Source organism: Micromonospora sp. HB375 (assembly GCF_017872985.1).
Classification (GTDB): domain Bacteria; phylum Actinomycetota; class Actinomycetes; order Mycobacteriales; family Micromonosporaceae; genus Micromonospora; species Micromonospora chalcea.
On record NZ_JAGGJO010000001.1, the window covers coordinates 224,341 to 247,695 of the forward strand.

A 23,355-nucleotide genomic window follows, 5' to 3' on the forward strand; every position below is an offset into this window, starting at 1 on the left:
ACGCGTCCTGGTGTAACAGCGGTCATAGACTCCATCCGGATGGGCTTGTGAAGCATTTCACGAGCATGCGGGAGGAGGCGCGGATGACCGCGGTGGAGAACGACGCCGACGTCATCGTCGTGGGCGCCGGTCCCGGAGGATCGGCCACGGCGTACCACCTGGCGCGGCACGGCGTACGCGTGCTGCTGCTGGAGAAGACGGAGTTTCCCCGGGAGAAGGTCTGCGGCGACGGGCTCACGCCCCGGGCCGTGCGCCAGCTCATCCGGATGGGCGTGGACACCTCGCCCGAGGCCGGCTGGCTGCACAACAAGGGCCTGCGGGTGATCGGCGGCGGGGTGCGCCTGGAGCTGGACTGGCCCGACCTGGCGAGCTTCCCCAACTACGGCCTCGTGCGGACCCGGCTCGACTTCGACGACCTGCTCGCGCAGCGGGCCGTCGCCGCCGGGGCGAAGCTGCGCACCAGCGTCAACGTCCTCGGCCCGGTGCTCGGTGCCGACGACCGGGTGATCGGCGTGCAGGCCGAGGTCGGCCCGGACAAGGAGCCCGCCACCTTCCACGCGCCGCTCGTGGTCGCCGCCGACGGCGTCTCCGGCCGCTTCCCGCTCGCCCTCGGGCTGGCCAAGCGGGAGGACCGCCCGATCGGCGTGGCGGTGCGCCGCTACTACCGCTCGCCCGCCAAGCACGACGACGACTACCTGGAGTCGTGGCTGGAGCTGCGGGCCAAGGGTAGCGACGCGCTGCTGCCCGGCTACGGCTGGATCTTCGGCCTCGGTGACGGCCGGGTGAACGTCGGCCTCGGCGTGCTGAACTCGTCCTCGGCGTTCGGCAAGACGAACTACCGCAAGCTGCTCACCGACTGGCTCGCGAACACCCCCGAGGAGTGGGGGATGACCGACGAGTCCAACGCGGAGGGTCCCACCCTCGGGGCCGCGCTGCCGATGGGCTTCAACCGGGTCCCGCACTACACCCGCGGGGTCCTGCTGGTCGGCGACTCCGGCGGCATGGTCAACCCGTTCAACGGCGAGGGCATCGCGTACGCGATGGAGTCCGGCGAGATGGCCGCGGAGGTCATGGTGCAGGCGCTGGCCCGCCCGGCCGGCGCGGAACGGGAGCGGGCCCTGATGGCGTACCCGCAGGAGCTGAAGGCCCGCTTCGGCGGCTACTACCGGCTCGGCGGCGTGTTCGTGAAGCTCATCGGCCGCCCCGAGATCATGCGGATGGCGACCAAGCACGGCATGCCGCACCCGATGCTCATGCGCTTCGTGCTCAAGCTGCTGGCCAACCTGACCGACCCGCGCGGCGGGGACGCGATGGACCGGGTCATCAACGCGATGACGAAGGTGGCCCCGGCCGTGTAGAAGACGACCGACCACGAGCCGGACAGAGATCGACCCCCCGACGACCGAGGTCTCAGGGACGTGAATAGTGTGATTTTGGCCAACCACCGAGGTCAGGGAAGGACGAGCAGGGGACAACGATGACGCTCTCTCCTTACGCACCCATCATCGGGCTGTTCGCCCTCGCTGCGGCGTTCGCGCTGTTCTCCGTGGCCGCTGCCCGACTCGCCGGCCCGCGGCGTCTGAACAAGGCCAAGCTCGAGGCGTACGAGTGTGGCATCGAGCCGAGCCCGCAGCCGGTCGGCGGCGGCCGGTTCCCGATCAAGTTCTACCTGACGGCGATGCTCTTCATCGTCTTCGACATCGAGATCATCTTCCTCTACCCCTGGGCGGTCTCCTTCGACGCTCTGCCGATCTTCGGCTTCGTGGAGATGGTCCTGTTCATCGTCGCGGTCTTCGTCGCCTACGCCTATGTCTGGCGTCGCGGCGGCCTGGACTGGGACTGAGGAGGTAGCAGATGGGCATCGAGGAGAAACTCCCCTCCGGCGTCCTGCTCACCAGCGTCGAGAAGCTGGTCAACTGGACGCGGAAGACCTCGGTCTGGGGCGCGACGTTCGGTCTGGCCTGCTGCGCCATCGAGATGATGGCGGCGGGCGGCCCGCACTACGACATGGGCCGCTGGGGCATGGAGGTCTTCCGGGCCTCGCCCCGCCAGGCGGACCTGATGATCGTGGCCGGCCGGGTGAGCCAGAAGATGGCCCCGGTGCTGCGCCAGATCTACGACCAGATGGCCGAGCCCCGCTGGGTCATCTCGATGGGCGTCTGCGCCAGCAGCGGCGGCATGTTCAACAACTACGCCATCGTGCAGGGCGTCGACCACGTCGTCCCGGTCGACATGTACCTGCCCGGCTGCCCGCCCCGGCCGGAGATGCTCATCGACGCCGTGCTCAAGCTGCGCGAGAAGATCATGCACGAGCCGCTGGGCCCGAACGGCCGCAAGATGCTGGAGGCCCGCCAGGCGCGCGGTGACGTGCCGGTCGTGCCGTACGGCTCGATGCCCTCGTCGTACCGCAGCGACAAGGCCCGCCGTGCCGAGTGGACGAAGGCCGTCCGCGAGGGGCGCGAGGAGCAGCTGCGGATCGAGAACTGGATGAAGGCGCAGAACCACCTTCAGGCGTCGCATAGGGGCCCGAAATGAGCAACGACAAGACCAACGACGGCGGGGTGCCGGTGCCGACCACCCCGGTCGGCGCCAGCTCCACCGCTCCGGCCGAGTACCCGCCGGCCAGCCCGGCCGGCCGGGGGATGTTCGGCAACCAGGGCACCGGTGACGTCTCCGGCTACGGCGGGCTGGTCCGCCAGCGCAAGCCGATCGAGGAGGCGACCCGCCCGTACGGGAGCTACTTCGACGAGGTGCGGGACGCGCTGGAGGAGGCGTACCCGGACTTCAACGACGCGATCGAGAAGGTCGTGGTCGACCGGGGCGAACTGACGCTGCACGTACGCCCGGAGCGCATCGCCGAGGTCTGCCAGGTGATGCGCGACGACCTGTCGCTGCGCTTCGAGCTGCTCTCGTCGCTGTCCGGCGTGGACTACCTGGGCGCGGAACGGCGCCTGCACGTGGTCTACCAGCTGACCTCGATGACCTACCGCCGCATCGTCCGGCTGGAGGTGGCGGTCTCCGCCGAGCAGCCGCACGTACCGAGCGTCACCGCCGTCTACCCGACCGCCGACTGGCAGGAGCGGGAGACGTACGACATGTTCGGCGTCGTCTTCGACGGCCACCCCGCCCTGACCCGGATCCTCATGCCGGACGACTGGGAGGGTCACCCGCAGCGCAAGGACTACCCGCTCGGCGGCGTACCGGTCGAGTACAAGGGTGCGGAAATCCCGCCGCCGGACCGTAGGAGGTCGTACCAGTGACCACGTCTAACTACGCGACCGAGCGCGAGACCACCGAGGGCAAGGTCTTCACCGTCACCGGCGGGGACTGGGACGAGGTCGTCTCCGGCACGGACCCGATCAACGACGAGCGGATCGTCGTCAACATGGGCCCGCAGCACCCGTCCACCCACGGCGTGCTCCGGCTGGTCCTGGAGCTGGAGGGCGAGACGGTCCGCGAGGCCCGCTCGGTCGTCGGCTACCTGCACACCGGCATCGAGAAGAACCTGGAGTACCGCAACTGGGTCCAGGGCTCGACGTTCGTGACCCGGATGGACTACCTCTCCCCGCTGTTCAACGAGACGGCGTACGCGCTCGCGGTGGAGAAGCTGCTCGGGATCACCGACGACATCACCGAGCGCGCGAACACCATCCGCGTGCTGATGATGGAGCTCAACCGGATCTCGTCGCACCTGGTCTGGCTGGCGACCACCGCCATGGAGCTGGGCGCGATCAACATGATGCTGTACGGCTTCCGCGAGCGGGAGTACGTCCTCGACATCTTCGAGACCATCACCGGCCTGCGGATGAACCACGCGTACGTGCGGCCGGGCGGCGTGGCGCAGGACGTGCCGGACGACGCGATCCGCAAGATCCGCGACTTCCTCCAGCTGATGCCGAAGCGGCTCAAGGAATACGAGAACCTGCTCTCCGGTCAGCCGATCTGGCTGGAGCGGACGCAGAACGTGGCGGTCCTCGACGTGACCGGCTGCATGGCGCTCGGCGTCACCGGCCCGGTGCTGCGCTCCGCCGGCCTCGCCTGGGACCTGCGCAAGACCATGCCGTACTGCGGCTACGAGACGTACGAGTTCGACGTGCCGACCCACACCGACGGTGACGTGTGGGGCCGCTACCTGGTCCGGGTCGCGGAGATCCGGGAGTCGCTGAAGCTCGTCGAGCAGGCGCTGGACCGCTTGAAGCCGGGCCCGGTGATGGTCTCCGACAAGAAGATCGCCTGGCCGGCGCAGCTCGCCATCGGCGTCGACGGCATGGGCAACTCCCTGGAGCACGTCGCGAAGATCATGGGTCAGTCGATGGAGTCGCTGATCCACCACTTCAAGCTCGTCACCGAGGGCTTCCGGGTCCCGCCGGGCCAGGTGTACGTCGCCGTCGAGTCGCCCCGTGGCGAACTCGGCGTGCACGCGGTGTCCGACGGCGGCACCCGGCCCTACCGGGTGCACTACCGGGAGCCGAGCTTCGTCAACCTCCAGGCCCTCCCGGCGATGGCCGAGGGCGGCCTGATCGCCGACGTGATCGCCGGCGGCGCCTCGCTGGACCCCGTGATGGGTGGTTGTGACCGATGAGCACGTTCACTGAAGAGACCCGGCTCCGGGCGCGGGAGATCATCGCCCGGTACCCGGCCGACCGGTCCCGCTCGGCGCTGCTGCCGCTGCTGCACCTGGTCCAGTCCGAGGAGGGGTACGTCTCCCCGGCCGGTGTCGAGTTCTGCGCCGAGGTGCTCGGGCTGAACAAGGCCCAGGTCGGCGCCGTCGCCACCTTCTACACCATGTACAAGCGCAAGCCCACCGGTGAATACCTGGTCAGCGTCTGCACCAACACCATGTGCGACGTGCTCGGCGGGCAGAAGGTCTACGACGCCCTGGCCGAGCACCTCGGCGTCGGGCACGAGGAGACCACCGCCGACGGGAAGATCACCCTGGAGCACGCCGAGTGCCTGGCGGCGTGCGACTACGGCCCGGTCATGACCGTGAACTACGACTTCTTCGACAACGTGGAGCCGCAGGGCGCGCTCGACGTGGTCGAGGAGCTGCGGGCCGGCGGCCGGCCGATGCCGACCCGGGGCGCGCGCCTGTGCACGCTCAAGGAGATGGCGGTCCAGCTCGCCGGTTTCGCCGACGAGCGCGACGGCGCGGTGGCCGACGGCGGGCCGGGCGAGCCCAGCCTGCGCGGCCTGCGCCTGGCCGAGCAGCACGGCGTCTCGGTGCCGGGCTTCGACCCGAAGACCCCGATCCGCAGCAAGGCCGAGGCCGACCGGGCCGCCGCCGAGGCGAAGGCGAAGGCCGAGGCCGCGAAGCCGGCCCCCGCGCCCGAGCCGGCCAAGGCCGCCGAGCAGGCCTTGCCGGAGGCGGCCACCGGCAGCACCGCGCCGGACGTGAAGGCGCCGGACGCCAAGTCGCCGCAGGTGCGTACCGCCGAGACCCGGCAGCCGGACGCGGCCACCGCCGTACCGGACGCGCCGGGCACCAAGATCCCGGTGGACGGCCCGCCGCCGGTGCCGCGCGACGCGCAGGCGGCGGAGGCGGCCGGCACGGCGGCGAACCCGCCGGCCGGCGACGGCAAGCCCGCCGGCGACGCGGCCGGCGCGCAGGAGCGCAACCTCAAGGAAGCGGAGGCCGGTACGGGCGCGGACGGCGCCGACCCGGCGGACGCCAACGGATCGGGGGTCCGCAAGTGACCACGCCTCGGCCGGAGACGCTGGCCAAGCTCACGCCGGTGCTCACCAAGCGCTGGCTGTCGCCGGACGCCTGGCGGATCGGCACCTACGAGAACCTGGACGGCTACGCCGCCCTGCGCAAGGCGCTCAAGGCGCACCCGGACGACCTGATCCAGCTGGTCAAGGACTCCGGGCTGCGCGGCCGTGGCGGCGCGGGCTTCCCGACCGGCCTGAAGTGGGGCTTCATCCCGCAGGGCGACGGCAAGCCGCACTACCTGGTGGTGAACGCCGACGAGGGCGAGCCGGGCACCTGCAAGGACCTGCCGCTGATGACCTACGACCCGCACTCGCTGGTCGAGGGCGTCATCATCGCCTCGTACGCGATCCGGGCCAACCGGGCGTACATCTACATCCGGGGTGAGGCCGTGCACGCCGCGCGGCGGCTGCGCAGCGCGGTCGCCGAGGCGTACGCCAAGGGCTACCTCGGCCGGAACATCCTCGGCTCCGGGTTCGACCTGGACCTGGTGGTGCACTCCGGCGCCGGGGCGTACATCTGCGGTGAGGAGACCGCGCTGCTGGACTCGCTGGAGGGCTTCCGCGGCCAGCCCCGGCTGCGCCCGCCGTTCCCGGCGACCCACGGCCTGTACGCCAGCCCGACCGTGGTCAACAACGTCGGCACCATCGCCAGCGTGCCGTACATCGTGCTCGGTGGCGCGGACTGGTGGAAGACGATGGGCACGGAGAAGTCGTCCGGCCCGATGATCTACTCGCTGTCCGGCCGGATCGCGAACCCGGGCCAGTACGAGTGCTCGATGGGCATCACGCTGCGCGAGCTGATCGAGCTGGCCGGCGGGATGAAGCCGGGGCACAACCTGAAGTTCTGGACCCCGGGTGGCTCGTCGACGCCGCTGCTGACCGCCGAGCACCTGGACGTGCCGCTGGACTTCGAGGGGGTGGCGGGGGCCGGCTCGATCCTGGGCACCACCGCCACGCAGATCTTCTCCGACCAGGACTGCCCGGTGTACGCGACCTACCGGTGGCTGGAGTTCTACCACCACGAGTCGTGCGGCAAGTGCACCCCGTGCCGGGAGGGCAACTACTGGATGGTCCGGGTCTACCGGCGCATCCTGTCCGGCCAGGGCACCCACGAGGACCTGGACACCCTGCTCGACACCTGCGACAACATCCTCGGCCGCTCGTTCTGCGGTCTGGGTGACGGCGCGACCAGCTCGGTCACCTCGTCGCTGAAGTACTTCAAGCAGGACTACCTCGACTACATCGAGGGACGTACCGCTCCGAAGCTGTCGGAGAAGACCCTGGTAGGGGCGCACTGATGACCGACGTAGCCAAGCAGACCGAGACCGTCACGCTGACCATCGACGGCGTCGAGGTCACCGCCCCCAAGGGGGCGCTGCTGATCCGGGTCGCCGAGCAGCTGGGCACCGAGATCCCCCGCTTCTGCGACCACCCGCTGCTGGCCCCGGCCGGCGCCTGCCGGCAGTGCCTGGTGGAGGTGGAGGGCCAGCGCAAGCCGGTCGCCTCCTGCACCCAGACCGTCGCAGACGGCATGGTGGTGCGGACCCAGCTCACCTCCCCGGTCGCCAAGAAGGCCCAGGAGGGGGTGATGGAGCTGCTGCTCCTCAACCACCCCCTGGACTGCCCGATGTGTGACAAGGGCGGCGAGTGCCCGCTGCAGAACCAGGCGATGTCCACCGGCCGGACGGACTCGCGGTTCCACGAGCACAAGCGGGAGTACCCGAAGCCGCTGCCGATCAGCACCCAGGTGCTGCTCGACCGCGAGCGCTGCGTGCTCTGCCAGCGGTGCACCCGGTTCTCCGAGGAGATCGCCGGGGACAAGTTCATCGACCTGATGGGCCGCTCCTCGCACGAGGAGATCAACATCTACCGGGACGAGGAGTACGGCGAGGAGGGCGACGAGGGGGACGTCCCGTTCAACTCGTACTTCTCCGGCAACACCGTGCAGATCTGCCCGGTGGGCGCGCTGACCGGCGCGCAGTACCGGTTCCGGGCCCGCCCGTTCGACCTGGTCTCCACGCCGAGCGTCTGCGAGCACTGCTCGGCCGGTTGCGCCCAGCGCACCGACTGGCGGCGCGGCAAGGTGCTGCGCCGGCTGGCCGGCGACGACCCGGCGGTGAACGAGGAGTGGAACTGCGACAAGGGCCGCTGGGGCTTCCAGTACACCCGCGCGTTCGACCGGATCAGCACCCCGATGGTGCGCGACGAGAAGACCGGTGAGCTGCGCGAGGCGTCCTGGAGCGAGGCGCTGACCCGGGCCGCCGAGGGGCTGCGCGAGGCCCGTGACGGCGCGACCGGCACGGCGGTGCTGACCGGCGGCCGGCTCACCGTCGAGGACGCCTACGCGTACGCGAAGTTCGCCCGGATCGCACTGCACACGAACGACATCGACTTCCGGGCCCGCCCGGTCTCCCGCGAGGAGGCCGACTTCCTGGCCAGCAGCGTCGCCGGGGTCACCGACGTGACCTACACGGACGTGGAGAACGCGCCCGCCGTGGTGCTGGTCGGCCTGGAGCCGGAGGAGGAGTGCCCGATCCTCTTCCTGCGGCTGCGCAAGGCGTACCTGAAGAAGAAGCTCACGGTGTACGCGATCGCGCCGTTCGCGACGCGCGGCCTGGAGAAGCTCGGGGCGAAGCTCGCCCGGGTGGTGCCGGGCGAGGAGGCCGGCGTGCTGGCCGAGCACGCCACCGTGGCGGAGGCGCTGGGTAAGCCCGGCGCGATCCTGATCGTCGGCGAGCGGCTGGCCGAGGTGCCGGGCGGGCTGTCGGCGGCGGCGGACGTCGCCCGGCGTACCGGTGCCCGGCTGGTCTGGGTGCCGCGGCGCGCGGGTGACCGCGGCGCTGTCGACGCGGGCTGCCTGCCCAACCTGCTCCCCGGCGGCCGTGTGGTCACCGAGCCGGCCGCCCGCGCGGAGCTCGGCGAGGCGTGGGACATCCCGGCCGGGGTGATCCCGAGCCAGGCCGGCCGCGACACCGACGGCATCCTCACCGCCGCCGCGAACGGTCAGCTCGGTGCCCTGGTGGTGGCCGGTGTCGACCCGGCCGACCTGGCCGACCCGCGCCTGGCCGAGAAGGCCCTGGACGCGGTGCCGTTCCTGGTCAGCCTGGAACTGCGGATGAGCGCTGTGTCGCGCCGGGCCGACGTGGTCCTGCCGGTCGCGCCGGTGGTCGAGAAGGCCGGCAGCTTCCTGGACTGGGAGGGCCGGCTGCGCACGTTCGAGAAGGTGCTGGACACCGGCGCGATGACCGACGCCCGGATCCTGGACGCGATCGCCGCGCAGCTCGACGTGCGGCTGGGCACCGGCGACGTGCCGAGCATCCGCCGCGAGCTTGGCACGCTGCCGCGTACCCGGGTCGAGCGGCCGTCGGCGCCCTCGGTCGAGCCGGCCGCCGTCCGGCAGCCGGGCGCGGGCGAGGCCGTGCTGTCCACCTGGCACCAGCTCATCGACCTGGGCAGCCTCACCGACGGCGACGAGCACCTCGCCGGCACCGCCCGCCCGCCGGTGGTCCGGCTGGGCAAGGGCACCGCCGAGTCCCTCGGCGTGGCCGACGGCGACGCGGTCACCGTCGGCACCGACCGTGGCGCGGTCACGCTGCCGGCGGCGATCACCGAGATGCCGGACGGCGTCGTCTGGCTGCCGACCAACTCGCCCGGCTCCACCGTGCGGCGCAGCCTCGGCGCGACGTCCGGTTCGCTGGTGAAGGTCTCCGTCGGCGCCGCCGGCGGTTCGGCCGTCCCGGCGGGGCGGGTCGCGGCGGACGCCGCGGACCGGCCGGGCCCGCTGCTGAACACCGGGAGTGCACAGTGAGCGCGCGCAGGCAACGAGCGGAGCGAGTACGCCTCGCGGTCGCGAACGAAAGGTCGGTGCAGTGAATCTCTACCTCGCGGCGCAGGACCCGACGCTTGCCGACTTCGGCAAGGACCCGTGGTGGCTGGTCCTCGGCAAGATCCTCTTCGCGTTCGTCGTCGCCGTGGCGGCCACGCTGCTGGGCGTCTGGTTCGAGCGCCGGGTCGTGGGCCGGATGGCGGTGCGGCCCGGCCCCAACCAGGCCGGACCGTTCGGTCTGCTCCAGACGCTCGCCGACGGCGTGAAGCTGGCCTTCAAGGAGGACATCCTCCCGCGCAAGGCCGACAAGGTGGTCTACTTCTTCGCCCCGGTGATCTCCGTGGTCTGCGCGGTCACCGCGCTGTCGGTGATCCCGTTCGGGCCGATGGTGAGCATCTTCGGGCACCGCACGCCGCTGCAGGTCACCGACGTGTCGGTGGCGGTGCTGGTGGTGCTGGCCTTCTCCTCGCTGGCCGTGTACGGCATCGTGCTCGGCGGCTGGGCCAGCGGCTCCACCTACCCGCTGCTCGGTGGTCTGCGCTCCGCCGCCCAGTTGGTGTCCTACGAGGTCACCATGGGCCTGAGCGTGGTCGCGGTCTTCATGACCGCCGGCACCATGTCGACCAGCGGGATCGTCGCCGCGCAGGGCGACGGCACCCGGCTGAGCATCGGCGGCTTCGACCTCGCCGCGCCCGGCTGGTACGCGATCCTGCTGCTGCCCAGCTTCATCATGTTCTTCATCGCCATCGTCGGTGAGACCAACCGGGCGCCGTTCGACCTGCCCGAGGCGGAGTCGGAGCTGGTGGCCGGCTTCCAGACCGAGTACAGCTCGCTGAAGTTCGCGCTGTTCATGCTCAGCGAGTACGTCGCGATGGTGACCATGTCGGCGTTCACCGTGACGCTGTTCCTCGGCGGCTGGCACGCGCCGTGGCCGATCACGATCTGGTCGGGCGCCAACGAGGGCTGGTGGCCGATGCTGTGGTTCTTCGGCAAGGTCATCCTGCTGGTGTTCGTCTTCGTCTGGCTGCGCGGCACGCTGCCCCGGCTCCGCTACGACCAGTTCATGCGCTTCGGCTGGAAGGTGCTGCTGCCGCTGAACCTGGTCTGGATCATGGTGCTCGCCGGGCTGCGCTCGATCGAGGACTGGCAGGCCCGGGACCGGCTGCTCGTCACCGCCGTCGGCGCGGGCGTGCTGCTGCTGGTCACGCTCTTCTGGCCGAGCCGGAAGAAGGAGCTGAAGCCGTCGCCCCAGGAGCAGGCGGACAGCCGGCCGTACGGCAGCTTCCCGCTGCCGCCGATGGATCTTCAGGTTCCGCCGAGCCCGCGTACCAAGCGCGTGCTCGCCGAGCGGGAGCCGGCCAACGTCGTCGCCGGCCCGGACTCCAGGGAGGTGTGACGTGGGCGCGATCACCGGAACGTTCAAGGGCTTCGGTGTCACCTTCTCGCACATGTTCAAGAAGGTCGTCACCACCGACTACCCGTTCAAGCCGCCGGTCTCGGCGCCGCGCTACCACGGGCGGCACATCCTCAACCGGCACCCGGACGGGCTGGAGAAGTGCATCGGCTGCGAGCTGTGCGCCTGGGCCTGCCCGGCCGACGCGATCTACGTGGAGGGTGGCGACAACACCGAGGAGCAGCGCTTCTCCCCGGGTGAGCGGTACGCCAGCATCTACCAGATCAACTACGCCCGGTGCATCTTCTGCGGGCTCTGCATCGAGGCCTGCCCGACCCGTTCGCTCACCATGAGCAACGAGTACGAGCTGGCCCGGGACAACCGGCAGGACCTGATCTTCACCAAGGAGCAGCTGCTCGCGCCGCTGCTCGAAGGCATGGAGCAGCCGCCGCACCCGATGCGGCTGGGCGACAGCGAGAAGGACTACTACGTCGGCGCGCTGACCAACCCGGGCACCTCGGCCGGTGCCGAGCGCTCGCCGATGGGCCCCGGCCGGTACCAGGTGGAGGAGCACCCCGGCGTGACCTTCCCCGGCGCCGAGCAGGCCGAGCAGCGGTCCGCCGCCGCGGCGGGCAAGGGAGGCAAGGCATGACCTCGGCAACGGTGCTCGCCGCTGCGGGCCAGGTGTCCGGGGGTGAGGAGGTCACCTTCTGGATCCTCGCCCCGCTGGCCCTGCTCGGGGCGGTCGGCATGGTGTGGGCCCGCAACGCGGTGCACTCCGCGCTCTGGCTCGTGCTGACCATGCTCTGCCTGGGCGTGTTCTACGTGCTCCAGGCGGGGCCGTTCATCGGCATGGTGCAGATCATCGTCTACACCGGCGCGATCATGATGCTGTTCCTGTTCGTGCTGATGCTCGTCGGCCGGGACGCCTCCGACTCGCTCATCGAGACGCTGCGCGGCCAGCGGGTCGCCGCCGTCGTCCTCGGGCTCGGCTTCGCCGGCCTGGTGGGCAGCGGCCTGTACCGCGCGCTCGACGGCGTGCCGGCGGCCGGGCTCGACGAGGCGAACGCCGAGGGCAACGTGCAGGGCATCGCCCGGCTGCTGTTCACCAAGTACGTCTTCGCCTTCGAGCTGACCTCGGCGCTGCTGATCACCGCCGCGGTGGGCGCGATGGTGCTGGCGCACGTCGAGCGGCGCAAGGCGGACCGGATGGACCAGATCGCCACCATGAAGGCGCGGTTCCGCCCCGGCAACTACCCCGGCCCGAAGCCCGGCCCGGGTGTCTACGCCACCTCCTCCTCGGTGGCCACCCCGGCCCGCCTGCCCGACGGCCGGCTGACCGACCGCAGCATCCCGGAGATCCTGCCGGTGCGCGAGCTGACGGCCGAGGAGACCGCACCGAAGGGGACGGACAAATGACCCCGGACTACTACCTGATCCTCGCGGCGGTGCTGTTCACCATCGGCGCCGTCGGCGTGCTGGTCCGGCGCAACGCGATCGTGCTGTTCATGTGCATCGAGCTGATGCTCAACGCGGCCAACCTGACCCTGGTCACGTTCAGCCGGATCAACGGCGACCTGAACGGCCAGATCATGGCGTTCTTCGTGATGGTGGTCGCGGCGGCCGAGGTCGTGGTCGGTCTCGCGATCATCATGGCGATCTTCCGTACCCGGCGCTCGGCGAGCGTCGACGACGCCAACCTGCTGAAGTACTGAGGGGCTCGTGGTGGAACAGATTCTGACGATCGCCCAGTCTGAGCCAGCCGAGGCCGTCACCTTCGCCACGGCGGACGGGATGCTGGGCTCGGTCTGGCTGCTGGTGGCGATCCCGCTGGTCAGCGCGGCGATCCTGCTGCTGCTCGGCAAGCGGGCCGACCGCTGGGGCCACTGGCTCGGCGTGGGCGCCATCGGCGCCGCCTTCCTGCTCGGTCTCACCTACTTCTTCCAGCTTCGCGGCCTGGAGAACAAGCAGGTCGAGCTGAGCCTCTGGGACTTCATGGCGGTCGGCAACCTGAGGGTGGACTTCGGTCTGCTCTTCGACCCGCTGGCCGCGGTCTTCGTCCTGCTGATCACCGGGGTGGGTTTCCTGATCCACCTCTACGCCGTGGAGTACATGGCGCACGACGCGGGCCGGCGACTGTTCTTCGCGTACTTCAACCTGTTCGTCGCCGCGATGTTGCTGCTGGTGCTCGGCAACAACTACGTGATGCTCTACTTCGGCTGGGAGGGCGTCGGTCTGGCGTCGTACCTGCTGATCTCCTTCTGGTACGGCCGGCCGAGCGCGGCCACCGCCGGCAAGAAGGCGTTCCTGATGAACCGGGTGGGCGACGCCGGCCTGGCCATCGGCATCTTCATCATGTTCGCCATGCTCGGCACCACCCAGTACGACGAGGTGTTCAACGGGGTCGGCTCGATGACCTCGACCACCGTGCTGGTGCTCGGCCTGCTCCTGCTGCTCGGCGCGGCCGGCAAGTCCGGCCAGTTCCCGCTTCAGGCGTGGTTGCCGGACGCGATGGAGGGCCCGACCCCGGTGTCCGCGCTCATCCACGCGGCCACCATGGTCACCGCGGGCGTCTACCTGATCGCCCGCTCCAACGCGATCTTCTCGGCCAACGAGACGCTCCAGCTCGTGGTGGTCAGCGTCGGCGCGCTCACGCTGCTGATGGGCTGCATCATCGGCGCGGCCAAGGACGACATCAAGCGGGTGCTGGCCTGGTCGACGGTCAGCCAGATCGGCTACATGTTCCTCGGCGTCGGGCTCGGCGGCGGCGCGTACGCGCTGGCCATCGTGCACCTGCTGGCGCACGGCTTCTTCAAGGCCAACATGTTCCTCGGCGCCGGCTCGGTCATGCACGGCATGAACGACCAGGTGGACATCCGCCGCTTCGGCGGGCTGTCGAAGTACATGAAGGTCACCTGGCTGACGTTCATGATGGGCTGGCTCGCCATCATCGGCATGTTCCCGTTCTCCGGCTACTTCTCCAAGGAGCCGATCATCGTGGCCGCGTTCGAGCGGGAGGGCTGGACGGCCTGGCTGTTCGGCATGGCCGCGCTGCTCGGCGCCGGGCTCACCGCGTTCTACATGACGCGGCTGTTCGTGCTCACGTTCCACGGCCCGAAGCGCTGGACCGAGGACATCGAGCACCCGCACGAGTCGCCGAAGCTGATGACGATCCCGCTGATCCTGCTGGCGATCGGCTCGGTCGGCGCGGGCTTCCTGCTCGCCACCTCCGTGCCGGACTGGCTCACCGCCACCAACGGGCTCGGCGGCGAGAGCGGGGAGCACGCGCCGGTGCTGGCGCACTGGCTGCTCACCGCGCTGTCGCTGCTGGTCACCGTGCTGGGCGCCGGGCTGGCCTGGTTCCTGTTCCGGGGCGGTACGGCCACCGAGCCGCAGCCGGCCGGCGTGGTGGTCACCGCCGCGCGCCGGAACCTCTACACGGACGCCTTCAACGAGGCGGTCTTCGAGAAGCCGGGCATCTTCCTCACCCGGGCGCTGGTGTTCCTCGACAACCGGGGCGTGGACGGGCTGGTCAACGGCCTGGCCGCCGCCGTGGGCGGGGGCTCGGGCCGGCTCCGGCGGCTGCAGACCGGCTTCGTGCGGTCGTACGCGACCTCGATCCTGACCGGCGCGCTCCTCGTGGTCGCGGCGTTCCTGGCGGTGCAGGCGGGGTGGCTGGCGTGATCGACCTCAACGCGGCCGCCCCCGCCGGCGGGCCACGCAGTCACGACGGAGGTAAGGCCGAATAATGTCCAACTTCCCGTTCCTCTCGGTGCTGACCGTGGCGCCGCTGGTCGGCGCCCTGGTGGTGGCGCTGCTGCCACGCAGCCGTCCGGACCTGGCCAAGCTGGTGGCGTTCGGCTGGTCGCTGCTGGTGCTGGTGCTCTCGGTGGTGATGTGGTTCGCCTTCTCCGCCGGCGGTGACCGGTTCCAGTTCCGCGAGTCGTACCCGTGGATCCCGAACTGGGGCGTGAGCTTCACCTTCGAGGTGGACGGCATCGCGCTGGTCATGCTGATGCTGATCGCGATCCTGGTGCCGCTGGTGATCCTGGCGTCCTGGCACGACGCCGAGGCGTCGAAGCGCTCGGTGCCCGCCTACTTCGCGCTGCTGCTCGTCCTCGAGTGCACGATGATCGGCGTCTTCGCCGCCGCCGACGTCTTCCTGTTCTACGTGTTCTTCGAGGTCATGCTGGTGCCGATGTACTTCCTGATCGGCAGCTACGGCGGCCACCAGCGGCAGTACGCGGCGGTGAAGTTCTTCCTCTACTCGCTGGTCGGCGGTCTGTTCATGCTGGCCGCGGTGATCGGCCTCTGGGTGGTCGGCGGGAAGACCTTCGACTGGCAGGCGCTGAGCCAGGCGGAGTTCGCCACCGACACGGCCCGCTGGCTGTTCCTCGGCTTCTTCGTCGCCTTCGCGATCAAGGCGCCGTTCTTCCCGTTCCACACCTGGCTGCCGGACGCCGGTGGCGCGGCCCCGGCCGGTGCCGCCGCGCTGCTGGTCGGCGTGCTGGACAAGGTCGGAACGTTCGGCATCCTGCGCTACTGCCTCCCGCTGTTCCCGGAGGCGTCGCGGTGGTTCGCGCCGTGGGCGCTGGCGCTGGGTGTCATCGGCATCATCTACGCCGCGCTGCTGGCGGTCGGCCAGAACGACCTGAAGCGGCTGGTGTCGTACACCTCGATCGCGCACTTCGGGTTCATCGGCATCGGCATCTTCGCCTTCACCACCCAGGCCGGCACCGGCGCGGTGCTCTACATGCTCAACCACGGCCTGGCCACCGGCCTGCTGTTCCTGGTGGTCGGCATGCTGATCGCCCGGCGCGGCTCGGCCCTGATCAGCGACTTCGGCGGCGCGGGCAAGCTCGTGCCGGTGCTGGCCGGCGTGCTGTTCTTCGCCGGTCTGGCCTCGCTGGCGCTGCCCGGCACGGCGCCGTTCGTCTCCGAGTTCCTGGTGCTGATCGGCACGTTCACCGTCAACAAGCCGGTCGCGGTGATCGCCACGCTCGGCATCATCCTGGCGGCGGCGTACGTGCTGTGGATGGTGCAGCGCACCACGCAGGGCACGCTGAACCCGGCGCTGACCGAGGTCGAGGGCATGCGCCGGGACCTCACGCTGCGCGAGAAGGTCGTCGTCGCGCCGCTGATCGCGCTGATCGTGCTGCTCGGCTTCTACCCGAAGCCGGTCACCGATGTCATCAACCCCGCCGTCCAGGCGACCATGCAGGACGTCGGCAAGTCCGATCCCGCCCCTGAGGTCGGCAGCGTCCAGGAGGCCGCGAAGTGAGTGAACTGAAGCTGCCGTCGATCGACTACGCGGCGCTCGCTCCGATCCTGATCATGCTGGGCGCGGCCCTGGTCGGGATCCTGGTCGAGGCGTTCGTGCCGCGTCGGCTGCGCAACGCGGTGCAGCTCGGGCTCGCCCTGGTGGCGATGCTCGCGGCGATCGTGATGGTGATCCTGAACGCGGACGCCCGGCTGATCACCATCGGCGGGGCCATCGCGGTCGACGGGCCCACGCTGTTCCTCCAGGGCGCGATCCTGGTCCTGGCCGTCATGGCGCTGCTGCTCGTCGGCGAGCGCACGGTGGAGCGGGGCGGCGCGTTCGTGGCGCACGCCGCGGTCACCGCCGAGTCGGCCGAGGACCGCCGGCAGGCCGAGGGCGTCGGTGGCGCCACCGAGGTCTACCCGCTGATGTCGTTCGCGATCGCCGGCATGCTGATCTTCGTGGCGGCGAACGACCTGCTGACCATGTTCATCGCGCTCGAGGTCTTCTCGCTGCCGCTCTACCTGCTCTGCGCGCTGGCCCGCCGCCGGCGTCTGCTGAGCCAGGAGGCGGCGCTGAAGTACTTCATGCTCGGCGCGTACGCCTCGGCGTTCTTCCTGTTCGGTGTCGCCCTGATCTACGGCTTCACCTCCGGCATCCCGGGCCGTGGGGCCGGCGTCGACTTCGCCACCGTGCACGCGGCGGTCACCGACTCCTCGTCCAGCCCGGTGCTGCTCTTCGCCGGCATGGCGCTGCTCGCCATCGGCCTGCTGTTCAAGGCCGCCGCCGCGCCGTTCCACGTCTGGACACCGGACGTCTACCAGGGCGCGCCGACCCCGGTCACCGGCTTCATGGCCGCCTGCACCAAGGTCGCCGCGTTCGGCGCGCTGCTGCGCGTCTTCCACGTGGCGTTCGCCGGGGCGTCCTGGGACTTCACCCCGGTGCTCGGCGCGATCGCGGTGCTGACCATGCTGGTCGGCGCGGTGCTCGCGGTCACCCAGACGGACATCAAGCGGCTGCTGGCGTACTCGTCCATCGCGAACGCCGGCTACCTGCTGGTCGGTGTGCTGGCGCCGAGCCGCGAAGGGCTCTCCGGCACGATGTTCTACCTGGCCGCGTACGGCTTCTCGGTGCTCGCCGCGTTCGCCGTGGTGACGCTGGTGCGCGACGCCGACGGGGAGGCCACCCACCTGTCCCGCTGGGCCGGGCTGGGCCGCCGCTCGCCCTTCTTCGCGGCGATCTTCACGTTCATCCTGCTGGCCTTCGCCGGCATCCCGCTGACCAGCGGCTTCACCAGCAAGTTCGCGGTCTTCGGCCCGGCCCTGGAGGCGAACCAGGCGTGGCTGGTGATCGCCGGTGTGCTGACCAGCATGGTGCTGGCCTTCCCGTACCTGCGGGTCGTGGTGATGATGTGGCTGTCCGAGCCGGGCGAGTCCACCCCGACGGTGACCGTGCCGGGCGCGCTCACCTCGGCGGCGCTGGTCATCGGCGTGGTGGCCACGCTGGCGCTGGGTGTGGTCCCCGGTCCGCTGCTCGACCTGACCACCGGTGCTGCCGAATTCGTCAGATGACCGACGTGATCCCACCGGGGGCCGGTACGCCGTGGCGTGCCGGCCCCCGGCCCGTATCCCCCTCGACGAGCAGGTCGAACGGGTGTGGCATGGTTGAGGACGTGGCGAATCCGGCTGGCGAGCGTTCAGGTCAGTTCGGCGCGCTCGGCCTGCACCTCGCGGACCCGCGCGTCGAAGCCTCGGTGCTGGGCGTGCTCGACCGGGTCGAGACGAGCCTGCGGGCGAGCGTGGCGAGCGCTGACCCGCTGGTGACCGAGGCGTCCCGGCACCTGGTCGAGGCCGGCGGCAAGCGGTTCCGCCCGCTGCTGGTGGCGCTGAGCGCCCAGTTCGGCGACCCGGAGGCCGCGCAGGTCGTCCCGGCCGCCGTGGTGATGGAACTCACCCACCTGGCGACGCTCTACCACGACGACGTGATGGACGAGGCCGCCGTGCGGCGGGGCGCGCCGAGCGCCAACTCCCGCTGGACCAACTCGGTGGCCATCCTGGTCGGCGACTACCTCTTCGCCCGGGCCGCGGACATCGCCGCCGAACTGGGCACGGAGGCGGTACGCCTGCAGGCGCGCACGTTCGCTCGGCTGGTGCACGGCCAGATCGCCGAGACGGTCGGCCCGCGCGACGACGACCCGGTCGCGCACTACCTGCACGTGATCGCCGAGAAGACCGGTTCGCTGATCGCCACGTCGGCCCGCTTCGGCGGCATGTTCGGCGGCGCGTCGCCCGAGCACATCGAGGCGCTCGCCGGGTACGGCGAGATCATCGGCGTCGCGTTCCAGCTCTCCGACGACCTGCTGGACATCTCCAGCGAGTCGATCCAGTCCGGCAAGACGCCCGGCACCGACCTGCGCGAGGGCGTGCCCACCCTGCCGGTGCTCTACGCGCTGGCCTCGGACGACGCGGACGCGGCGAGCGTACGGCTGCGGGAGATCCTGGCCACCGGCCCGCTGGTGGACGACGCGCTGCACGCCGAGGCGCTCGGCCTGCTGCGGGAGTCCCCGGCGCTCAAGCGGGCCCGGGAGACGGTACGCAGCTACGCCGAGGACGCGCGGGCCCGGCTGGCCCCGCTGCCCGAGAGCCCGGCGCGCCGCGCGCTGGAGTCCCTCTGCGACTACATCGCCGACCGCACCAGCTGACCCCCGCACCCAGGGCGAGGGCGGTCAGCCGAGCGCGGGGGCTCGGCGGAGCAGGCGGGCGCCGAGCAGCATCAGCACGGCGGCCACGAGCATCGCTGCCGCCGCCGTCAGCCACATCGCCGGGTAGCCGGCCGCGCCGGCCAGCGCGCCCAGGCCGAGCGGGCCCAGGCAGCCGCCCGCGTACACGCCGGTCTGGGTGATCGAGGTGGCGGCGGCCGGGGCCTGCGGGTGCAGCCGGACCACCGCGAAGTTCATCAGCCCGGGCCAGGCCCAGCCGAGCCCGAAGCCGAGCACCACGCCCGCGACCAGCGGCGCGGAGCCGGCCACCGCGAGCAGGATCAGGCCGACCGACCCGGTCAGCAGCATCCCGGCGATCAGCCCGACGTGCCCGTCGGCCCGCCGGTCGGCGAGCCAGCCGACGCCCACCCGGGCCAGCACGCACACCGCGCTGCCGAGCGTGAGCGTCAGGCCGGCCAGGCCGGGGGAGAGACCCCGCGTCGCCGCCGAGTCGACCAGGAACGTGCCCAGCGCGTTCGCCGCGGCTGCCGCCAGCGTCGCGGCCAGCCCGATCACCACGAGCGGGGCGGTGCCGCCGTAGCGGCCCCCGGAGGCGGCCCGGGCGTGCCGGTCCCGTCCGGTCCGGGGTACGGCCGGCAGCGCGGCCAGCGCCGCCCCGGCGGCGACCACGAAGGCCCAGCGCCAGCCGGCGGTGAGCGCGACGGTGGGGACCGCCACGCCGGCCAGCAGCGTCGCGACCGGGATGGCGGCCTGCTTCACGCCGAACGAGAGCCCCTGCCGGTGGGCGGGCACGTGCTCGGCGAGCGCGGCGTTGCTGGCGAGCTGTCCGAGGGCGTTGGCGGCGGCGCTGAGCGCCAGCAGCGTCACCAGCATCGGGTACGACCGGGCCAGCCCGGCCACGGCCAGCAGGGAGGCGGCGGAGAGCAGGATGCCGGCGCGGGCGACGGTGGCCGGGCCGTACCGCTCGACCAGGGCCCCGGAGGGCACCGAGGCGAGCGCGCTCACGCCGAAGTAGATCGAGACGGCCAGGCCCAGGCCGGCCGGGCTGAACCGGAGTTCGTCGCCGAGCTGCACGGCGAGCCCGCCGACGAGGAAGACGGGCAGGACGCACACGATCGTGGTGACGGTGGCGCCGGCGCCCGCCCGGACCGCCCGCCGGGCCGACGCGGGCGCGTCTTGCGAAACTGTTTCAGTCATTGCGAGCACACCCTACGCCCGCACGTTTTGGCTGCTCATCGTGTCCGTCGACCTACCGTCTGTGTCCGGTGATCTGGCATCCTCCATCCGAACAGGCATTTCGCACTCGGCCGGTTTTTCATATGGTGTAAGTCCCCGGCGGCGGAGGTGGTTGTGCGCGACCCCTTGGCGGAACCCTCGGACCTGATCCGCAGCGTGTCCCGCGCGCTTCGAGTGCTCGAGTCGGTCGGCCGTGCGCCGAGAGGGCTCACCGTGAAGCAGATCGCCCGGCGTTGCGAGTTGACAGTCGCCACGACCTACCACCTTGTGCGCACGCTCGCGTACGAGGGCTACGTGATCCGGCGCGAGGACGGGACGTACATCGTGGGGTTGGAGGTGGCCGACCGCTACCGTGAGCTGGTCACCGCGTTCCGCGGGCCGCCCGCGGTCGGCGAGGCGCTGCGCCGCGCGGCGTCGGACACCGGCTGGAGCCACTACCTCGGCCGTTTCATCGGCGGGCAGGTGGCGGTGACCGCCTCCGCCGAGGGGCCGCGCTCGCCCTTCCTGGAGGACCTGGTGCCGGGCTTCGACGAGGGCGCCCACGCCACCGCGCTCGGCAAGAGCCTGCTCGCCACGCTCACCACCGAACAGCGCTTCCGCTACCTGCGCGAGTACGGCATGCGCCCGTTCACCACCGCCACCCTCACCACCGTGGAGGCGTTCGAGGCCGACCTGGCCGCCGGTGACCGGCGCGGCATGCAACTGGAACTCGGGCAGTTCCGGCAGGGCGTGGCGTGCGCGGCGGTGCTCGTCGCCCCGGACAAGGACATCGAGCGCCGGGTGGTGCTGGCGTGCGCGCTGCCGGCCGGCGAGATGATGACGTCGGCCCGGGTGGTCCGCGCGAAGCTGCTCACCGCCGCCAGGTCGATCGCCGACGGCATCGCCTCCGAGAACTGACGAAGGGCCGCCGACCTGGTGGGTCGACGGCCCCTCGCGGAGCGGACCAGCGCCGGACCGCTCCCGGGGTGGTCAGCTGCCGACCGGGCCGCCGTCGAGGCGCCAGGTGACCACCACGCCGGGCTTGGCGAAGTCGCCGTCCGGCCAGGTGGAGGCCGGGTTCTCCACCGACGCGCCGGTCACCTCGCCCGGGTGCTGCACCGCCACGAAGACCGAGCGGTTGTCACCGGTGATGAACGGGCCGCAGGTCTCCGCGCCGAGCGGCACGGTGAGGAACTGCTTCAGGTGACCTCGCTCCGGGCCCTCCACGGCGGTGGCGAACAGGCCGTCGTTGCTGCCCAGCGCGTTGCCGTCGGTCGAGATCCACAGGTTGCCGGTGGCGTCGAAGGCGACGTTGTCCGGGCAGGAGATCGGCGAGACCCTGGTCTTGTCGTACCCGGCGAAGTACGTCGAGGCGTCGGCCGGGTCGCCGCAGACGATCGGCAGCGACCAGGCGAAGGTCTCGGCCGTGTTGTCGCCGCGGTCCTCGACCAGCTCCAGGATCTGCCCGTGCCGGTTGCTGTTGCGCGGGTTCGCCTCGTCAGCCGGGGCCTTGCCCGCCTTGCCGCGGTCGCTGTTGTTCGTCAGCGCCACGTACACCTTGCCGGTGAGCAGGCTCGGCTCGACGTCCTCGGGGCGGTCCATCTTCGTCGCGCCGACCTTGTCCCCGGCCAGCCGGGTGAACGTGAGCACGTCGGCGGCGGTCATGCCGTCGACGTACGAGCGGTTGCCGCTGACCAGCTTGATCCAGCGCCCCCGGCCGCCGAAGCCGCCGTCGGCCGGGAGCTTGCCGGAACCGTCGATCTCGGCGGCCGGGCTGTCCCCCTCGATCCTGGCGACGTAGAGCGTGCCCGACTCCAGCAGCGTCAGGTTGTGCCGCCGGGCCACCGAGGACTTGCCCGGCATGAACTTCTTGTCCGACACGAACTTGTAGAGGTAGTCGAAGCGCTCGTCGTCGCCCATGTACGCGACCACGCGGCCGTCGCGCGCCACGATGACGTTCGCGCCCTCGTGCTTGAACCGGCCCAGCGCGGTGTGCTTGCGCGGCTTGGACTGCGGGTCGAACGGGTCGATCTCGACGACCCAGCCGAACCGGTTCGCCTCGTTGGGGTGCCGGGCCAGGTCGAAGCGCTCGTCCGCCCGGTCCCACTTGCGGCTGCCGCTCGGGTAGCGCACGTCGGTCGGGATGCCGTAGCGGGTCAGCTTCGCCTTCTGCTCCTCGGCCACCGCGTCGCCGCCGACGAAGTACTGGTTGAAGTTCTCCTCGCCGGAGAGCACAGTGCCCCACGGGGTGACGCCGCCGGCACAGTTGTTGAGCGTGCCGACGACGGTCCGGCCCTTCGGGTCGGCGGCGGTACGCAGCCACGCCGACCCGGCCGCCGGGCCGGTCATCTCGAACTTCGTCGCCAGCGCCGTGACCCGGCGGTTGTACTCGCGCCGACCGCGCCGGACCGGCTGCCACTGCCCGGTGTTCTCCACCCGCTCCAGCTCGACCACTGACATGCCGTGCGCGGCCATCGCCACCCGCACCTGCTCCACGGTCAGCGCGTCCTGGCTGGTGAAGCCGGGGAACATGAGGTCCTCGTTTGTGTACTCGTGGTTCACCACGAGCAGCGCGCGCCGACGGTCGATCGGCAGCACGCCGACGAAGTCGTTGTTGTAGCCGAACTGCTTGGACTGGGCGGCGGCGGTCTGCCGGCCCAGGTTGAACGCGGGCGCGCCGGGCACGACCTCGTCACCCCAGCGGATCACCACCGAGTGGTCGTACCCGTTCGGCACCACGAGCGTGTCGAGCTTGTTCGGCGGGATCGGCTTGAACGTCAGCGCGCCGCTGCCGGGACGCCCCGCGCCGGTGGCGGCCACCCCGCCCTCGCCGGGCACCGGCGGAGCGGCGGGGGCGGCGGCCGCCGGGGACCCGGCCAGCGCGCCCGCCGCGGCGCCGCCGAAGCCGAGCACCAGCGCGCCGACCGCGCCGGCCCGGACCACGCCGCGCCGGGAGATCTCGGTGTCGACCACGTCCCCGAAGTACGGGTTGTCGGTCGGGTTGGGCACCGGGTGGTCGCAGGCGTTGCCGCACCGGTACAGACAGGTCATCGCGTCGCGGCTGCCGTGGCGGGTGCCACCGAGCAGCGGAAGCAGGCGAGGCCGGTCGCTCATGAGGTGGAGCCTCCAGATCGGACGAGGGGGAAGGCGCACGGGCGAGGGAGCCCGCGCTCACCCGCCGGACGCTGCCAGGGCGCCGTGAGCGGCGGTCGGCCCGCAGCTGAACCGGACGT

Annotated in this window: 19 protein-coding genes; 17 read left to right on the forward strand and 2 right to left on the reverse strand. The window is 71.2% G+C overall.

From position 1 onward, the window contains the following. Window positions 1-83 precede the first annotated feature (83 nt). The 16 genes from J3R08_RS01180 to J3R08_RS01255 all read left to right on the forward strand — a co-directional run bounded on the left by J3R08_RS01180 (window position 84) and on the right by J3R08_RS01255 (window position 18,889). Window positions 84-1,358: a geranylgeranyl reductase family protein gene (locus J3R08_RS01180; RefSeq protein ID WP_043330724.1), complete on the forward strand. Its 1,275-nt coding sequence runs from the start codon at window positions 84-86 to the stop codon at window positions 1,356-1,358. A gap of 119 nt (window positions 1,359-1,477) precedes the next feature. Continuing rightward, the gene (locus J3R08_RS01185; RefSeq protein WP_013283601.1) at window positions 1,478-1,843 is read left to right on the forward strand and encodes an NADH-quinone oxidoreductase subunit A; all 366 of its coding nucleotides are present in this window, start codon (window positions 1,478-1,480) and stop codon (window positions 1,841-1,843) included. A gap of 11 nt (window positions 1,844-1,854) precedes the next feature. Continuing rightward, a complete protein-coding gene (locus J3R08_RS01190) occupies window positions 1,855-2,535 on the forward strand; it encodes an NADH-quinone oxidoreductase subunit B family protein (RefSeq protein WP_013283602.1) in 681 nt (226 codons plus the stop codon). Continuing rightward, window positions 2,532-3,260, forward strand: coding sequence for an NADH-quinone oxidoreductase subunit C (locus J3R08_RS01195; protein ID WP_043327315.1), 729 nt, complete (start codon window positions 2,532-2,534; stop codon window positions 3,258-3,260). Before J3R08_RS01190 ends, J3R08_RS01195 begins: the two co-directional genes overlap by 4 nt. Beyond that, on the forward strand, window positions 3,257-4,582 hold the full coding sequence (locus J3R08_RS01200; protein ID WP_043327313.1) for an NADH-quinone oxidoreductase subunit D: 1,326 nt from the start codon (window positions 3,257-3,259) through the stop codon (window positions 4,580-4,582). The genes J3R08_RS01195 and J3R08_RS01200 overlap by 4 nt, the downstream gene beginning before the upstream one ends. Then, window positions 4,579-5,694: an NADH-quinone oxidoreductase subunit NuoE gene (nuoE, locus tag J3R08_RS01205; RefSeq protein WP_064448432.1), complete on the forward strand. Its 1,116-nt coding sequence runs from the start codon at window positions 4,579-4,581 to the stop codon at window positions 5,692-5,694. Before J3R08_RS01200 ends, nuoE begins: the two co-directional genes overlap by 4 nt. Beyond that, window positions 5,691-7,007, forward strand: a complete 1,317-nt coding sequence (nuoF, locus tag J3R08_RS01210) for an NADH-quinone oxidoreductase subunit NuoF (RefSeq protein WP_043327309.1) — start codon at window positions 5,691-5,693, stop codon at window positions 7,005-7,007. Before nuoE ends, nuoF begins: the two co-directional genes overlap by 4 nt. Further along, on the forward strand, window positions 7,007-9,517 hold the full coding sequence (locus J3R08_RS01215; RefSeq protein WP_043327307.1) for an NADH-quinone oxidoreductase subunit G: 2,511 nt from the start codon (window positions 7,007-7,009) through the stop codon (window positions 9,515-9,517). The genes nuoF and J3R08_RS01215 overlap by 1 nt, the downstream gene beginning before the upstream one ends. Window positions 9,518-9,578: 61 nt before the next feature. Beyond that, a complete protein-coding gene (gene nuoH / locus J3R08_RS01220) occupies window positions 9,579-10,931 on the forward strand; it encodes an NADH-quinone oxidoreductase subunit NuoH (RefSeq protein ID WP_030500777.1) in 1,353 nt (450 codons plus the stop codon). Between the two features lies 1 nt (window position 10,932). Beyond that, entirely contained in the window at window positions 10,933-11,580 is a 648-nt protein-coding gene (gene nuoI / locus J3R08_RS01225) for an NADH-quinone oxidoreductase subunit NuoI (protein ID WP_030500778.1), read from the forward strand. Further along, complete coding sequence (locus J3R08_RS01230) at window positions 11,577-12,347, forward strand: NADH-quinone oxidoreductase subunit J (RefSeq protein ID WP_043327303.1); 771 nt, start codon at window positions 11,577-11,579, stop codon at window positions 12,345-12,347. Before nuoI ends, J3R08_RS01230 begins: the two co-directional genes overlap by 4 nt. Beyond that, window positions 12,344-12,643 carry an NADH-quinone oxidoreductase subunit NuoK gene (gene nuoK / locus J3R08_RS01235; protein ID WP_013283611.1) on the forward strand — a complete coding sequence of 100 codons (300 nt, stop codon included), beginning with the start codon at window positions 12,344-12,346 and terminating at the stop codon, window positions 12,641-12,643. The genes J3R08_RS01230 and nuoK overlap by 4 nt, the downstream gene beginning before the upstream one ends. A gap of 7 nt (window positions 12,644-12,650) precedes the next feature. Then, on the forward strand, window positions 12,651-14,612 hold the full coding sequence (gene nuoL, locus J3R08_RS01240; protein WP_064448433.1) for an NADH-quinone oxidoreductase subunit L: 1,962 nt from the start codon (window positions 12,651-12,653) through the stop codon (window positions 14,610-14,612). 64 nt (window positions 14,613-14,676) lie between these two features. Further along, on the forward strand, window positions 14,677-16,209 hold the full coding sequence (locus tag J3R08_RS01245; RefSeq protein ID WP_064448434.1) for an NADH-quinone oxidoreductase subunit M: 1,533 nt from the start codon (window positions 14,677-14,679) through the stop codon (window positions 16,207-16,209). After that, window positions 16,206-17,759 (forward strand): NADH-quinone oxidoreductase subunit NuoN, encoded by a 1,554-nt coding sequence (nuoN, locus tag J3R08_RS01250; RefSeq protein WP_043327299.1) that lies wholly within the window; start codon window positions 16,206-16,208, stop codon window positions 17,757-17,759. Before J3R08_RS01245 ends, nuoN begins: the two co-directional genes overlap by 4 nt. An 89-nt stretch (window positions 17,760-17,848) precedes the next feature. Continuing rightward, the gene (locus J3R08_RS01255; RefSeq protein WP_043327297.1) at window positions 17,849-18,889 is read left to right on the forward strand and encodes a polyprenyl synthetase family protein; all 1,041 of its coding nucleotides are present in this window, start codon (window positions 17,849-17,851) and stop codon (window positions 18,887-18,889) included. A 24-nt stretch (window positions 18,890-18,913) separates the two neighbouring features. On the opposite strand, the gene J3R08_RS01260 is transcribed toward J3R08_RS01255, so the two are convergent. Continuing rightward, a complete protein-coding gene (locus tag J3R08_RS01260; protein ID WP_064448435.1) occupies window positions 18,914-20,104 on the reverse strand; it encodes an MFS transporter in 1,191 nt (396 codons plus the stop codon). A 153-nt stretch (window positions 20,105-20,257) separates the two neighbouring features. On the opposite strand from J3R08_RS01260, the gene J3R08_RS01265 reads away from it, so the two are divergent. Further along, complete coding sequence (locus tag J3R08_RS01265) at window positions 20,258-21,040, forward strand: IclR family transcriptional regulator (RefSeq protein ID WP_030503712.1); 783 nt, start codon at window positions 20,258-20,260, stop codon at window positions 21,038-21,040. A 72-nt stretch (window positions 21,041-21,112) separates the two neighbouring features. Here the strand turns inward: J3R08_RS01265 and J3R08_RS01270 are convergent, their stop codons facing one another. Then, a complete protein-coding gene (locus J3R08_RS01270) occupies window positions 21,113-23,236 on the reverse strand; it encodes a PhoX family phosphatase (protein WP_064448436.1) in 2,124 nt (707 codons plus the stop codon). Window positions 23,237-23,355 lie beyond the last annotated feature (119 nt).

What these genes read in the sequence shown, in the direction of transcription:
- J3R08_RS01180 (WP_043330724.1), top strand. Translation starts at nt 84, where the DNA reads ATGACCGCGGTGGAGAACGACGCCGACGTCATCGTCGTGGGCGCCGGT.
- J3R08_RS01185 (WP_013283601.1), top strand. Translation starts at nt 1,478, where the DNA reads ATGACGCTCTCTCCTTACGCACCCATCATCGGGCTGTTCGCCCTCGCT.
- J3R08_RS01190 (WP_013283602.1), top strand. Translation starts at nt 1,855, where the DNA reads ATGGGCATCGAGGAGAAACTCCCCTCCGGCGTCCTGCTCACCAGCGTC.
- J3R08_RS01195 (WP_043327315.1), top strand. Translation starts at nt 2,532, where the DNA reads ATGAGCAACGACAAGACCAACGACGGCGGGGTGCCGGTGCCGACCACC.
- nuoE (WP_064448432.1), top strand. Translation starts at nt 4,579, where the DNA reads ATGAGCACGTTCACTGAAGAGACCCGGCTCCGGGCGCGGGAGATCATC.
- J3R08_RS01215 (WP_043327307.1), top strand. Translation starts at nt 7,007, where the DNA reads ATGACCGACGTAGCCAAGCAGACCGAGACCGTCACGCTGACCATCGAC.
- J3R08_RS01230 (WP_043327303.1), top strand. Translation starts at nt 11,577, where the DNA reads ATGACCTCGGCAACGGTGCTCGCCGCTGCGGGCCAGGTGTCCGGGGGT.
- nuoK (WP_013283611.1), top strand. Translation starts at nt 12,344, where the DNA reads ATGACCCCGGACTACTACCTGATCCTCGCGGCGGTGCTGTTCACCATC.
- J3R08_RS01245 (WP_064448434.1), top strand. Translation starts at nt 14,677, where the DNA reads ATGTCCAACTTCCCGTTCCTCTCGGTGCTGACCGTGGCGCCGCTGGTC.
- J3R08_RS01255 (WP_043327297.1), top strand. Translation starts at nt 17,849, where the DNA reads ATGGTTGAGGACGTGGCGAATCCGGCTGGCGAGCGTTCAGGTCAGTTC.
- J3R08_RS01260 (WP_064448435.1), bottom strand. Translation starts at nt 20,104, where the DNA reads ATGACTGAAACAGTTTCGCAAGACGCGCCCGCGTCGGCCCGGCGGGCG.
- J3R08_RS01270 (WP_064448436.1), bottom strand. Translation starts at nt 23,236, where the DNA reads ATGAGCGACCGGCCTCGCCTGCTTCCGCTGCTCGGTGGCACCCGCCAC.